This is a genomic window from Methylophilus sp. DW102 (genome assembly GCF_037076555.1).
GTDB classification, from domain to species: Bacteria; Pseudomonadota; Gammaproteobacteria; order Burkholderiales; family Methylophilaceae; genus Methylophilus; species Methylophilus glucosoxydans.
In genome coordinates, this window is sequence record NZ_AP029023.1 from 464,237 (window position 1) to 477,236 (window position 13,000).

Annotated in this window: 14 protein-coding genes; 10 read left to right on the forward strand and 4 right to left on the reverse strand. The window is 53.0% G+C overall.

The features are described 5' to 3' along the window. The first annotated feature begins 24 nt into the window (after positions 1–24). The gene (gene pepN / locus AACH41_RS02205) at positions 25–2,631 is read left to right on the forward strand and encodes an aminopeptidase N (RefSeq protein ID WP_338656431.1); all 2,607 of its coding nucleotides are present in this window, start codon (positions 25–27) and stop codon (positions 2,629–2,631) included. 47 nt (positions 2,632–2,678) lie between these two features. On the opposite strand, the gene asd is transcribed toward pepN, so the two are convergent. The 4 genes from asd to ilvB form a co-directional block, all read right to left on the reverse strand. After that, complete coding sequence (asd, locus tag AACH41_RS02210; RefSeq protein ID WP_338656433.1) at positions 2,679–3,527, reverse strand: archaetidylserine decarboxylase; 849 nt, start codon at positions 3,525–3,527, stop codon at positions 2,679–2,681. A gap of 175 nt (positions 3,528–3,702) precedes the next feature. Continuing rightward, a complete protein-coding gene (gene ilvC, locus AACH41_RS02215) occupies positions 3,703–4,719 on the reverse strand; it encodes a ketol-acid reductoisomerase (RefSeq protein WP_194749235.1) in 1,017 nt (338 codons plus the stop codon). A 52-nt stretch (positions 4,720–4,771) separates the two neighbouring features. Next, positions 4,772–5,263, reverse strand: a complete 492-nt coding sequence (gene ilvN, locus AACH41_RS02220) for an acetolactate synthase small subunit (protein WP_018987330.1) — start codon at positions 5,261–5,263, stop codon at positions 4,772–4,774. Then, positions 5,263–7,026, reverse strand: a complete 1,764-nt coding sequence (gene ilvB / locus AACH41_RS02225; RefSeq protein ID WP_194749236.1) for a biosynthetic-type acetolactate synthase large subunit — start codon at positions 7,024–7,026, stop codon at positions 5,263–5,265. The genes ilvN and ilvB overlap by 1 nt, the downstream gene beginning before the upstream one ends. A gap of 198 nt (positions 7,027–7,224) precedes the next feature. On the opposite strand from ilvB, the gene AACH41_RS02230 reads away from it, so the two are divergent. The 9 genes from AACH41_RS02230 to azu all read left to right on the forward strand — a co-directional run bounded on the left by AACH41_RS02230 (position 7,225) and on the right by azu (position 12,914). After that, complete coding sequence (locus AACH41_RS02230) at positions 7,225–7,533, forward strand: hypothetical protein (protein WP_338656437.1); 309 nt, start codon at positions 7,225–7,227, stop codon at positions 7,531–7,533. A 70-nt stretch (positions 7,534–7,603) separates the two neighbouring features. After that, positions 7,604–8,221, forward strand: coding sequence for a 30S ribosomal protein S4 (gene rpsD, locus AACH41_RS02235; RefSeq protein ID WP_338656438.1), 618 nt, complete (start codon positions 7,604–7,606; stop codon positions 8,219–8,221). A 183-nt stretch (positions 8,222–8,404) separates the two neighbouring features. Then, positions 8,405–8,623: a hemin uptake protein HemP gene (gene hemP, locus AACH41_RS02240; RefSeq protein ID WP_194749239.1), complete on the forward strand. Its 219-nt coding sequence runs from the start codon at positions 8,405–8,407 to the stop codon at positions 8,621–8,623. A 103-nt stretch (positions 8,624–8,726) separates the two neighbouring features. Further along, positions 8,727–9,593 carry an energy transducer TonB gene (locus AACH41_RS02245; protein WP_338656440.1) on the forward strand — a complete coding sequence of 289 codons (867 nt, stop codon included), beginning with the start codon at positions 8,727–8,729 and terminating at the stop codon, positions 9,591–9,593. Between the two features lie 27 nt (positions 9,594–9,620). Then, positions 9,621–10,364, forward strand: a complete 744-nt coding sequence (locus tag AACH41_RS02250; protein WP_194749241.1) for a MotA/TolQ/ExbB proton channel family protein — start codon at positions 9,621–9,623, stop codon at positions 10,362–10,364. Further along, positions 10,364–10,780, forward strand: coding sequence for a biopolymer transporter ExbD (locus AACH41_RS02255; RefSeq protein ID WP_194749408.1), 417 nt, complete (start codon positions 10,364–10,366; stop codon positions 10,778–10,780). Before AACH41_RS02250 ends, AACH41_RS02255 begins: the two co-directional genes overlap by 1 nt. 29 nt (positions 10,781–10,809) lie before the next feature. Next, positions 10,810–11,946: a PepSY domain-containing protein gene (locus AACH41_RS02260; protein ID WP_338656442.1), complete on the forward strand. Its 1,137-nt coding sequence runs from the start codon at positions 10,810–10,812 to the stop codon at positions 11,944–11,946. Positions 11,947–12,048: 102 nt separating this feature from the next. Next, positions 12,049–12,288 carry a hypothetical protein gene (locus AACH41_RS02265; protein WP_275356598.1) on the forward strand — a complete coding sequence of 80 codons (240 nt, stop codon included), beginning with the start codon at positions 12,049–12,051 and terminating at the stop codon, positions 12,286–12,288. Positions 12,289–12,398: 110 nt separating this feature from the next. After that, entirely contained in the window at positions 12,399–12,914 is a 516-nt protein-coding gene (azu, locus tag AACH41_RS02270) for an azurin (RefSeq protein ID WP_338656444.1), read from the forward strand. Positions 12,915–13,000 lie beyond the last annotated feature (86 nt).

Here is a 13,000-nt window from a genome sequence, read left to right on the forward strand (position 1 = left end):
CTCTAAAAACTCTCAGGTAAATCCATGCGAACCGAAAACGCTGTTGCACCAAAAACTATCTACCTCAAAGACTACACGCCCGCGCCCTATCTGGCGAAGCAGGTGAATTTGAGTTTTAACCTCTTGCCGGGCAAAACCATCGTCACGTCTGAAGTGAAGTATGTGAAAAACCCGGTGGGGGTATCGAGCGACTTGGTGCTGGATGGTGAAGAGCAGACGATTGTTTCAGTGGCAAAAAATGGTGTGCCATTGAGCGATTACACGGTGGCCGATGGGCAGATGACGATTGCGAGTCCGGGGGATGAATTCACGCTTACTATTGTGAGCGAGATTAACCCCGAGGCGAATACGGCGCTGGAGGGCTTGTATCAATCACAAGGCACGTATTGCACGCAGTGCGAGGCTGAGGGGTTTAGACGCATCACTTATTATCAGGACAGGCCGGATGTGTTGAGCGTGTTTACGGTGCGCATTGAGGCGGATGCCAAGGCGTATCCGGTGATGTTGTCGAATGGTAATTTGCAGGAAGAGGGCGGCTTGCCGGATGGCAGGCATTACCGTGTCTGGCATGATCCGTTCCCTAAACCTTGCTACCTGTTTGCACTGGTGGCGGGCGACTTGGTGCGGGTGGCGGATACGTTTACCACCATGACGGGCCGCACCGTAGATTTGCACATTTATGTGCGTGCGGGCGACGAAGGCCAGTGTAGTCATGCCATGGAGTCACTGAAAAAGTCGATGAAGTGGGACGAAGAGGTGTATGGCCGCGAGTATCAGCTCGACCTGTTTAATATTGTGGCGGTGAGCGACTTTAATATGGGCGCGATGGAAAACACCTCGCTCAATGTGTTTAACACCGCGCTGGTGCTGGCGCATCAAGAGACGGCAACCGATAGCGATTTCATGAGTGTGGAAGGCGTGATTGGTCACGAATATTTCCATAACTGGACGGGTAACCGCGTGACTTGCCGTGATTGGTTCCAATTGTCCTTGAAAGAAGGGTTTACTGTTTTCCGCGACCAGGAGTTTAGTGCAGACTTGAACTCGCGTGCCGTGCAGCGGATTGACGATGTAAATGGCTTGCGCCGTTTGCAGTTTCCTGAAGATGGCAGCCCGCTGGCGCATTCGGTGCAGCCGGACCAGTTTATCGAGATCAGCAACTTTTACACCAAAACTATCTACGACAAAGGCGCTGAGCTGATTCGCATGCAGCATACCTTGCTTGGGTCACAGACTTTCCGCAAGGCCACCGATTTGTATTTTGACCGCTTTGACGGCCAGGCGGTGACTTGTGATGATTTTGTGCAGTGCATGGCTGAAGCTTCTGGCCGGGACATGACGCAGTTTTTCAGGTGGTATAAACAGGCAGGCACGCCCACCTTGGTCGCCAGCAGCCATTACGATGCGGCTCAGCAGCGTTATACGCTAAGCTTTAAACAATCGCAGCCGGAGACGCCGGGTCAGACCGACAAGCAGCCCTTGCATATCCCGATTGCGGTGGGTTTACTGGCCGCGGACGGCAGCGAGATTGTGCCTACGCAAGTGCTGGAAATGACGGCACGTGAGCAATCATTCACTTTCGATGGCATTGCTGCCAAGCCAGTGCCTTCGATCCTGCGTGGCTTCTCGGCACCGGTCAAACTGGAAACCGATTTAAGTGACGATGACTTGCGCCTGTTGCAGGTGCATGACACCGATGGCTTTAACAAATGGGAGGCCGGGCAGACGCTGGCGCTGCGCACCATACAGCGCGTGATGGCAGATCCGCAGGCGGATATCAGCCAGTTTATTGCCGATGTCGGCACCTTGATTGCGCAAGGCTTGAGCGGACAGGGTGACAAAGCCTTGCTGGCGCGCGCCTTGAGTTTGCCCATGATAGGTGTCATTGGCCAATATCTGCCGGTGATAGACCCGGCAGCCATTGATGCGGCGCGTAGCAGCATCCTTACCCAGATCAAGCGTGCGCATAAAGACGCTTTGGCCGCGCTGTATGAGGCCAACGCCAATCCGGGCGAGTTCACCATTACCCCGCAAGCCATGGGCCGCCGTGCTTTACAGGCCGCCGTGTTAGAGATGCTTACCACCACCAATGGCACTGGTTGTGCCGCACGCGCCAAAGCGCATTATGACGCAGCAGATAATATGACGGATCGGGTGACTGCATTGTCGTGCTTGTCTGACAGTACACAGCCGCAACGGGCCGAGGTGTTTGCAGACTTTTATACCCGCTTTGAAAAGTATCCGCTGGTGGTCGACAAGTGGTTCTCATTGCAAGCGATTGCCAACCGCGAGCAAATTTTTGATGACCTCGCCTTATTGCGCGCGCACCCCGATTTCAACATCAAAAATCCTAACCGCGTGCGTTCGCTGTATAGCGCGTTTGCCATTAACAATCCGGTCAAGTTCCATGATCCTAGCGGCAAAGGGTATGCCTTTTTGCGCGATGCAATTATCGAGCTCAATAGCATCAACCCGCAAATTGCCGCGCGCCTTGTGACGCCGTTGCGTGAGTGGAAGCGCTACACACCTGCCTTGCAGGCGCAGATGAAAGCGGCGCTACAAGCGGTGCTGGATACGCCTAATTTGTCGGGTGATGTGTTTGAAGTGGTGAGTAAGAGCTTGAATGGCTAATAAAAAAGCGGAGCTTAAACTCCGCTTTTTTTAATGGTCTGTTCGCACTATTTCCCCATGGCCTCGCCCAGGCGTATTGGTTTGCCTGGGTGCCAGCTGGCATTAAACTCCAGTACGTCTTTTTCAAATAACATCACCACGGTAGAACCCAACAGGAAACGGCCCATTTCTTCGCCTTGTTTCAGGCTGATGTTGCGGTCGCTGTAATTCCAATGCACCACTTTGCCCGGACGTGGCGGGTTGATAATGTGGTCTTTGGCATCGTGCCAAACGGTCGCCATGCTACCAACGATGGTTGCGCCGACCAGAACCAACACAAACTTGCCATGCTGGGCGGATTCAAAAGTGCAGACCACGCGCTCGTTACGCGCAAACAGGCCTGGCACATTGGCGGCAGTCAGGGGATTCACTGAGAATAAATCGCCAGGGACATACGTCATGCTCAGCAGTTTTCCAGCGCATGGCATATGGATGCGGTGATAATCTTTGGGGCTTAGATACAGGCAGGCAAAGCTGCCACTGTCAAAATTAGCCGCCAAGTTTGCATCGCCACCGACTAACGCCTGCGCCGTGTAATGATGGCCTTTGGCCTGGAAGATCTGGCCTAGTTCGATTTTGCCGAACTGGCTGATGGCACCATCGACTGGGCAAATAAAAGCATTATTAGCCAACGGACGAACCCCTGGTTTCAGTGGGCGGGTGAAAAACAGGTTAAACGAGGCGTAACTGGCAATATCGCCGTTGAGTGCTTCTTCCATATTTACATGATATTTGCGCACAAACCAGCCAATAAAGGCGGTAGTCAGGCGACCAGCCTGCCAGTGCGCCAGCTTGCCGGCAGCTGCAGTCAGTAATTGTTTGGGGGCGATATATTGCAGCAGAATGGCGAGTTTCACTTCTATCCCTTATCTCTCAGTTCGAGTGTGTTGCAAGCACTTGTTTTTATCATGTCTTTATTCATGATTTTACAAATAAAAAAGCACAGGCGATATACATCGGCCTGTGCTTTTTACCTATGGCCGGATTAATTTGTCATCAACCCAACCTTAGGTACTGATTCAAGGTCTAGAATTAGTTCTTAGACTGATCAACCAGTTTGTTTTTCGCAATCCAAGGCATCATGGCGCGCAGTTTGTTACCCACTTGCTCAATTGGGTGAGCAGCGTTCAAACGACGGCGAGCCGTCATTTCTGGGTAGTTAGTACGGCCTTCCAGGATGAACTGTTTAGCGTAGTTACCATTCTGGATGTTTTTCAGGCATTGACGCATAGCCTCTTTGGACTGGCTGTTGATCACTTGTGGGCCTGTCACGTACTCACCATACTCCGCGTTGTTGGAGATGGAGTAGTTCATGTTGGCGATGCCGCCTTCGTACATCAGGTCAACGATCAGTTTCAACTCGTGCAAGCACTCGAAGTAGGCCATTTCTGGCGCATAGCCAGCTTCAACCAGCGTTTCGAAACCGGCTTTCACCAGTTCAACCGCGCCACCACACAGCACTGCCTGTTCGCCGAACAAGTCAGTTTCTGTTTCTTCACGGAAGTCAGTTTCAATCACGCCACCTTTGGTGCCGCCGTTAGCTGCGGCGTAAGACAAGGCGATTTCTTTGGCTTTGCCTGAGGTGTTTTGGTAAACCGCGATCAATGAAGGCACGCCGCCACCTTTGAGGTATTCGGAACGCACGGTGTGGCCTGGGCCTTTAGGGGCGATCATGATCACGTCCAGGTCTGCGCGTGGCACGATCTGGTTGTAGTGAATGTTGAAGCCGTGTGCGAATGCCAGTGCTGCGCCTTTTTTCAGGTTAGGCGCGATTTCGGCATTGAAAATTTCTGCCATGGTTTCGTCTGGCAGCAATACCATGACCACGTCAGCGTCTTTAACTGCTGCTGCGATCTCTAAAGTGGTGTGACCAGCGCCTTCGGCTTTGGCCCAGGAGCCGCCGCCTTTACGTAAACCAATGGTGACATTCACGCCGCTGTCGCGCAGGTTGGCTGCGTGTGCATGACCTTGGGAACCGTAGCCCACAATCGTCACTTTTTTGCCTTTGATAATGCTTAAGTCGGCGTCCTTGTCGTAATAAACGTTCATCTCTGCTTTTGCCTTTCAATACAAATGCTTTGTCTGTAAAAAATAATTTCGGTTAAACCTTGAGGATGCGGTCGCCACGACCAATGCCGGAAGCACCCGTACGCACGGTTTCAAGAATCGCGCTGCGGTCTATGGCTTCAATAAACGCATCCAGTTTGCTGCAAGAGCCGGTAAGCTCAATGGTGTAGCTATTGTCGGCCACATCGATAATACGGCCGCGGAAAATGTCGCACATGCGCTTCATTTCGTCTTTATGGACGCCGGTGGCTTTGACCTTGACCAGCATCAGTTCGCGCTCAATGTGCTTGCCATCGTTGAGATCCAGCACTTTGACCACGTCAATCAACTTGTTGAGTTGCTTGATAATTTGTTCAATCACATCATCGGAGCCTGTGGTCACAATCGTCATGCGAGACAGGGTAGGGTCTTCGGTGACCGCCACCGTGAGTGATTCAATGTTGTAACCGCGGGCAGAAAACAGGCCGGCCACGCGTGATAGGGCGCCTGCTTCGTTTTCCATCAGCAGTGAAATAATGTGACGCATTATTCTTCCCCTTTCAGGCGGCTGGCCGTGCGTGGGCTCAATACCATTTCTGACAGGCCCTTGCCGTTTTCAACCATCGGGAAGACGTTTTCTGTTTGGTCGGTTAAAAAGTCCATAAATACAAATTTGTCTTTTCTATCAAACGCTTCTTTAAGGGCGCCTTCTACATCCGCCGGATCGGTGATGCGCATGCCAACGTGGCCATAAGACTCGGCCAGTTTGACAAAGTCAGGCAGGCTATCCATGTAGGATTCTGAGTAGCGGTTCTCGTAGAAGAACTCCTGCCACTGACGTACCATGCCCAAATAACGGTTATTCAACAGAATGACCTTGATCGGCAGGCCGTATTGCGCACAGGTGGACAGCTCCTGGATGTTCATCTGGATACTGCCTTCGCCGGTCACACAGGCAACTTGTGCATTTTTGTCGGCAAATTGGCAACCCATGGCGTATGGCAAGCCCACGCCCATGGTGCCCAAGCCGCCGGAGTTGATCCAGCGACGTGGCTTGTCGAACTTGTAGTATTGCGCCGCCCACATCTGGTGCTGGCCCACGTCAGAAGTCACATAGGCTTCGCCTTTGGTGACTTCCCATAACTTCTGGATTACGTATTGTGGTTTGATCACGGTGTCTGAATAGGCGTAATCCATCGACTGGATGCCGCGCCATTCATTGATTTGTGACCACCAGTCGGCGGTGTCTGTGCTCTGGTTTTCTTCTTGCGCCAAAATTTCGTTCATGTCAGACAGCACGGATTGCACGTCGCCAACAATCGGCACGTCAACCTTGACGCGTTTGGAGATGCTGGATGGGTCGACATCAATATGAATGATGGTGCGTTTGTGGCTGCTAAAGTGCTTGGGATTGCCAATCACGCGGTCGTCAAAACGCGCGCCAACCGCCAGCAACACGTCACAGTGCTGCATGGCCATGTTTGCTTCATAAGACCCGTGCATGCCCAGCATGCCGACAAACTGTTTGTCAGTGGCAGGGTAGCCGCCCAACCCCATCAGGGTGTTGGTAACAGGGAAATTCAAAGCCTTAGCTAGTTTTACCAGTTCAGCCGCACCATTACCCAATACCAGGCCACCGCCAGTGTAAATCATCGGACGTTTTGCACCCAGCAGCAGCTTGACCGCTTTTTTGATCTGGCCGCTATGGCCTTTCAAAATCGGGTTGTAAGAACGCATCTCTACCGTTTTCGGGTAGATAAAGTCAGCCACGTGCGCCGTGATATCTTTAGGAATATCGACGACCACTGGACCGGGACGGCCGGTTTTGGCGATGAAGAATGCTTTCTTGATGGTCGGCGCAATGTCTTTAACGTGCTTGACCAGGAAGTTGTGCTTCACGCACGGGCGGGTCACCCCCACCATGTCGACTTCCTGGAAGGCGTCCATGCCAATCGCTGGTACCGGGACCTGACCACTGATCACCACCAGTGGAATCGAATCCATATAGGCAGTGGCAATGCCGGTTACCGCATTGGTCGCACCTGGACCGCTGGTGACCAAGGCAACACCGACGTCCCCCGTTGCACGTGAGTAGGCATCTGCCGCATGCACAGCCGCTTGCTCGTGACGCACCAGAATGTGCTTGAAGCCATTCTGTTTATATAAAGCATCATAGATATGCAAGACCGCACCACCTGGATAGCCAAAGACGAATTTGACTTTTTCTTCATTCAGGCAGGAGACAACAATGTCCGCACCTGTCATGGATTTGGCGTGGGTGTCTGTCGCAGAGTGGGCTGAGGCGTCCATAAAACCTTGATTTTTCGGCTAATAAATGTTGAACCCTATACATTAACTTGCTTTACTAATTTGGTCAAGATTTCGCACTGACCGAGCCCGACATTCAGTTGCGTCGGATGCCATATTGCAATCCATGCAATCAATAGTTGACTTTATAAATGAGAAACATTATCATTTGCATAACAGTTAACGAGAGGCATACACGCCATGCAAAGTTTACAAGGCGCATCACCCAGCCAGTTGTTCGATCCTGACTTGCCGACCGCAAGTGCGGTGCTGGTTTCGCTGAGTTGTGTGGCAACACGCTATGCCATGAATCCCTCGGAGGATTTGGCCTTGTTGGGTTGCAGTCTGGCCCAGACCTTGAATGCGCCTGAGTATGCAGAGAGTGGTTTGATCACCTCGGCGGCCAGGCAATTGTTGCGTGAATGGCAGGAGTTGTTGCAAGCGCATCAAACCTTTGCCATGCAGCAGGCGGTGTCTGAATTTGTGACGCCGTCGGCCACCATACAGTGATAGGCGCTCGTTGCATTAAGTAGAGTACATCGTATACAAAAAACAAAAGATTAAGAAAGGCAGTATTGAAATGGCAAGAACCACCGGACCTCGACTCAAGATTATGCGCGCCCTGGGCGTGGAGTTGCCAGGGTTGTCACGCAAGTCGATTGAAGATAGACCCAATCCGCCTGGCCAGCATGGTCAGCAGGCTTCGCGTCGTCGTCGCTCGGATTTTGCCGTGAAGTTGGTGGAGAAGCAGAAGATTCGTTTTAACTATGGTGTGAGCGAGAAGCAAATGCGCAAGCTGATGCTGGAAGCGCGTAAAGGTTCGGAGCCTACCGGTGACAAATTGATGTCTTTGCTTGAGCGCCGTCTGGATAACGTGGTGTTCAGGGCCGGTTTTGCGCCGACGGGTATTGCTGCGCGCCAGTTGGTCAATCACGGGCATGTGTTGTTAAACGGCAAGCCTGTCAATATTGCTTCCGTGCGCTTGAAAGTGGGCGATGTGGTCACGCTCAAAGAGAAAAGTCGCAAAATTCCGATGGTAGCCGAGTCGATGGCGACGCCCAGTCTGACTATCCCCGAGTGGTTATCTGTGGATTCAACGACCGCCTCGGCAAAAATTGGTCACTTGCCATCCATTGAGGATGTGCCGTTCCCGATTGAAGTGCAGCAAGTGGTTGAATACTACGCTAACCGCGTTTAATTTCGCGTGCAGGTGCAAGCCTGCAGGCCAATGAATTTGAGTGGTGCTCCTAACCCCAACATGTCACTGCTCAAATAGGCGTGTTTTTAATGCGCCAAATTACCCCTGGTAAGGGTGTTCCTTGAAATCTGATGCCGCAGTGCGCAAGCATGTAAGTCGGCTTTTTTTTGGACTGGATTGTAGATGACGAATCGCTTGCAGCCTGAGTTGAATCAAGGGCAAAATGCCGCCAACGCGACTCAGACCGGCGTGCCTGTGGTGGATGCCAATGAATTGCTGGGGAAGCGCGGCGTGGTAGCCATTATGCATGGTCGTGATGAGTACCGACTCACCCGGACCAGGCAAAATAAATTGCTGCTGACCAAGTGTCAGGACAATATAGGGCATGGCGTCTCTTCATGATTAAGAGCGCGTTGGGTGTGGTGAAATATCAATGTGAAGCAGGCAACCAGCAGGTTGCCTTCAGCACTTTAATAAACAGTCTTTTTGTAGGAGATGGACGCTAATGGCGCAACGTGAGTCTTTGCGTGGGTTGTCGTTGAAGCCCACCCGGATGTCGGCTACCAGCTTGCCTGAGTTGAGTTTGCATAAGCGGCAGTTGGGCGAGCTGGCGGGGGTGTTTCGCTGGTCAGTACTGGCGACTGAGCAGTTGCTCATGCGTGACCGCCGCCAGGGATGGCACGCAGTGGGCATGCTGCTGGTGGTCGCGCTGCATGCACTGGTGATCGCCAGTTTTCTGCTGTTTGAAGAGGAACTCATTGAGTTGCCCAAGCCAGAGCCAATCACGGTATCGTTGATTACCTTGCCTGCAAAAAAAGAGGAGGCGCCTGCGCCAGAGGTGGTACCCATCATCAAGCAGCAGCCGGTGGTGAAACCGGTGATCAAACCAAAAGAAACGCCAGTCAAGCCCATAGAGCGCCCGGCACCAGTGGTGGAGCGGATCACGGAAACCACGCCAGATCAGCCCAAGTTTGAAGCCAGCACCCAGCCTGCCGCGCCGCCGCTGGAAGCACCGCAAGCGGCTGCCCCTAGCAAGCCCGCACCTGCGCCTGCTGCGCCACCCAAGCACGAGGTGGAAGAAAAAGAGGAGCCGCCAAAGTTTGGCGTGGCTTACCTGAACAACCCGGCGCCGGAATACCCGCGGTTGTCGCAGCGCGCCGGTGAAGAGGGGCGCGTGTTGCTCAGGGTGCTGGTGTCGGCAGAAGGTCAACCGGAGTCGGTAGAGATTTTTAAAAGCAGTGGCTATGAGCGGCTGGACAAGGCGGCACTCAATGCCGTCAAGCAATGGCGGTTTGAGCCAGCCCGCAAAGGCGGCAAGGCGCTCAGCGCTTTCGTCAATGTGCCATTGTCTTTCTCACTCACACAAAATTAAATCAGTTTTTATTGAAAGGAACGTTTGATGCAATCAACTAGTGGTTTGGCATTTATTACCGAGGGTGGGGTTGTCTCGGTCATCGTGGCGCTGGTGCTGCTGACCATGTCGGTCATGAGCTGGTATTTTATTGTGGTCAAGGCTTGGCAAGTCTTCAAGCACAAGCGTGAAGTCACGGCTTATGTTAAGCAGTTCTGGCGCAAAGCGACTTTGCAAGAGGCCCTGCAGGATACGCAGATGCAATCACCAGCGTTCCGCCTGGCGCTGACTGCCGTGGAATCTACCCAGCACCATCAGCAACATGCCAGCCAGTCTCTGGGCGCGGCTTGCAGCCAGGATGAGTTTGTTGCACGCCAGTTGCGCCGTACCTTGTCGCAAGAGCAGGCAGGCATGGAGAGCGGGTTGTCTGTCCTTGCTTCTGTGGGCAGCGTGGCTCCATTTGTTGGTTTGTTCGGCACGGTGTGGGGGATTTACCACGCGCTGACCGCGATTGGTCAATCCGGCGTGGCGACCATCGACAAGGTGGCCGGCCCGGTTGGTGAAGCCTTGATTATGACGGCGATTGGTCTGGCAGTGGCGATCCCGGCTGTGTTGGCCTATAACGCCTTTATCAAGGCGAATCGCAGTGTCATGGCCGAGCTCGAGAATTTTGCGCAAGACTTGCATACCTTGCTGACTACGGGTGCGCCATTGATGATCAAGCAAGGTCAGAAACCTGCCAATGTGACTGAGCTGCACGCTAAAGTCGCAAGCAAAGGTGGCAACCTATGATGGGGCAAAATCCTTTTAGCGCGGGTGAACACACCCAGCCCATGAGTGAAATCAACACCACGCCACTGGTGGATGTGATGCTGGTCTTGCTGGTGATTTTTATCATTACTGCGCCCTTGCTGACACATGCGGTCAAGATTGATTTGCCTCAGGCCACCTCGCAGCCGCTGGAGGAAAAGCCGGAAGTGATTGATCTGGCGGTGGATGCCGACGGTAAGCTGTTCTGGAACGATAGCGAAATCCAGGCGCCAGAGTTAGCAGCCAAGTTGCAGGAAGAGGCGGGCAGACAGCAGCAGTCAGAGTTGCAGATTCGTGCCGATAAAAACACCCGCTATCAGGTGCTGGCCGAGGTGTTGGCCAAGGCGCAAACAGCGGGCATGAAAAAAATTGGCTTTGTCAGCCAGCCTCAACCTTGATTCAAATTCATCTGAGTTAACCATTGCATATGAAACAGCAAACCATCCGCCGCTGGGCATGGATCCATAAATGGAGCAGTCTGGTCTGTACAGCATTCATGTTGCTGCTATGCCTGACCGGCCTGCCCCTGATTTTTATGCATGAGCTGCATCATCTGCTGGGTGACCAGATTGAAACGCCTGTGATCAGTCATGCCGGGCCCAATGCCAGCATGGATAGCCTGATGGCGGCGGCCAAAGCCCGTTACCCCAAGCTGGTGCCGCAATATATGTACCGCGAAGAAGACGAGCCCTTGCAGTGGGTGGTCCGCTTGGGTGCGACGCCGACTGACATCGCGAATACCCACAATGTGGTACTCGATGCGCGTACGGCACAGGTGTTGGGTGAGCCCAAGGATGACGAAGGCTTTTTATATGTGATGTTCAAGCTGCATGTTGATTTATTCGCGGGCTTGCCTGGCATGTTGTTTCTGGGTTTGATGGGCTTTTTGCTGTTGATTGCCCTTATTTCCGGCGTGGTGCTGTACGCGCCTTTCATGCGCAAACTGCCGTTTGGCGAGATTCGTCACCAGCGTGGCGACAAGCTCAAGCGCCTTGATATCCATAACTTTCTGGGCATCGTCACGCTCTGCTGGTTGCTGGTGGTGGGGGCGACCGGCGTGATCAATGCCTGGTCGGATTTGCTGATTAAATACTGGCAATTTGACCAAATGGCGCAAATGGTCGCGCCCTATAAAAACCTGCCTCCACCGACAGCGTTTGCCTCACTGCAGCAGTCTTTGCAAGTGGCGCAGCGTGCCGAACCCGAGATGCAATTAGGCTTTATCGCTTTTCCCGGCACGCCTTATACCAGCCAGCATCATTATGGCATTTTCATGCGTGGCGATAGCCCGCTGACCAAGCGCCTGTTCAAGCCGGTACTGGTCGATGCACAGACCGCACAGCTGACCGATAGTCGCCCGCTGCCCTGGTATCTGGTGGGCTTGCTGGTGTCGCAGCCGTTGCATTTTGGCGATTATGGTGGCATGACCTTGAAGTGGATTTGGGCGGTGCTGGATCTATTAAGTATTGTGGTGTTGTGGACCGGGCTCAAGCTCTGGTGGAAAAAGCGCCACCAATATGTGCCGGATATTCAAACGCGCATCATACTAAGTGAGGCGAGCTGAGCATCTGGTTTTATGAATAGCGTTTTTGTGAATATCGACACTGTTTGTGAATTTAAACCTCTGGGGTTTCAACGGCGATGTCTCAATAGGCGAACATGAATCATGGTCACACATCTGTTTATGCAAAATAAATCACTGTCACAAATCTTTTTATGGCCGCTGGTCATTGGCCTCATCACTGTTCTGGGCCTGGTCACCGCCTTGCTGGTAGATGATGCCCGCGAATTGCTGTCGGATGCAGCGGTGGCGCTGCCGATTGTGATCAGCCTTTATTACTATCTTTGCAAGCCGCGCTTGCCTGCCCGTTTTTTGCCCGGCCAGCCTGGGCGCGCCCGCAAGTAAGTCTTTTTTTGATTGCCCCGGCAAGCTGCCGGGCCGTCTTTAGTTTAGCCAGCCACCGAGTCGTCACTCCAGTAGCCAGCCAGTTTTTAAATTGGATGATTGGAGCATAGATGAAACTCACTTTTAACCCCCGCCTTTCCGCGAACCGGCCTTCTTTTTCAGCGCGCTTATTGTTAAAAGCCGCGCCGCTGGCCGTGGTTGCCAGCACTTTATTGCTACAAGCCTCTGCGCAGGCCGCAGATCATTGTGAAGTCACGGTAGAAGCCACGGATGCCATGACCTATAACGTCAAGGAAATTGCTGTGCCCAAAGCCTGTGCCTCTTTTGCTATTCGCTTGAAGCATACCGGCACCATGGCTAAAAACATCATGGGCCATAACCTGGTAATCAGCAAACAGGCTGATGAACAGGGCGTATTGCAAGATGGCATGAAGGCAGGCATCGCCAAGTCTTTTGTCAAACCGCAGGACAGTCGCGTGCTCGCCGCCACCCAGGTGATTGGCGGTGGTGAGAGTGCAGAGACCAGCCTTACACCCAAGCAGCTGGATGCATCAGCCAGTTATGTCTTCTTTTGCTCATTCCCCGGCCATGCCTCGATGATGAAAGGCACGCTCAAGCTGATCTAGTCCTTGCAGAACCTGCCTGCACCGGCAGGTTCAAATGGGCACAGGGCCCAGTTGCGGGCGGTCACTTTGTTTCTTACTGGCAGTAA

Bases quoted from the DNA above. Each gene is read 5' to 3' on its own strand.
- pepN (WP_338656431.1), top strand. From the start codon at position 25: ATGCGAACCGAAAACGCTGTTGCACCAAAAACTATCTACCTCAAAGAC.
- ilvN (WP_018987330.1), bottom strand. From the start codon at position 5,263: ATGCGTCACATTATTTCACTGCTGATGGAAAACGAAGCAGGCGCCCTA.
- ilvC (WP_194749235.1), bottom strand. From the start codon at position 4,719: ATGAACGTTTATTACGACAAGGACGCCGACTTAAGCATTATCAAAGGC.
- AACH41_RS02255 (WP_194749408.1), top strand. From the start codon at position 10,364: ATGGGGCAAAATCCTTTTAGCGCGGGTGAACACACCCAGCCCATGAGT.
- ilvB (WP_194749236.1), bottom strand. From the start codon at position 7,026: ATGGACGCCTCAGCCCACTCTGCGACAGACACCCACGCCAAATCCATG.
- AACH41_RS02245 (WP_338656440.1), top strand. From the start codon at position 8,727: ATGGCGCAACGTGAGTCTTTGCGTGGGTTGTCGTTGAAGCCCACCCGG.
- AACH41_RS02230 (WP_338656437.1), top strand. From the start codon at position 7,225: ATGCAAAGTTTACAAGGCGCATCACCCAGCCAGTTGTTCGATCCTGAC.
- hemP (WP_194749239.1), top strand. From the start codon at position 8,405: ATGACGAATCGCTTGCAGCCTGAGTTGAATCAAGGGCAAAATGCCGCC.
- AACH41_RS02265 (WP_275356598.1), top strand. From the start codon at position 12,049: ATGGTCACACATCTGTTTATGCAAAATAAATCACTGTCACAAATCTTT.
- azu (WP_338656444.1), top strand. From the start codon at position 12,399: ATGAAACTCACTTTTAACCCCCGCCTTTCCGCGAACCGGCCTTCTTTT.
- AACH41_RS02260 (WP_338656442.1), top strand. From the start codon at position 10,810: ATGAAACAGCAAACCATCCGCCGCTGGGCATGGATCCATAAATGGAGC.
- rpsD (WP_338656438.1), top strand. From the start codon at position 7,604: ATGGCAAGAACCACCGGACCTCGACTCAAGATTATGCGCGCCCTGGGC.
- AACH41_RS02250 (WP_194749241.1), top strand. From the start codon at position 9,621: ATGCAATCAACTAGTGGTTTGGCATTTATTACCGAGGGTGGGGTTGTC.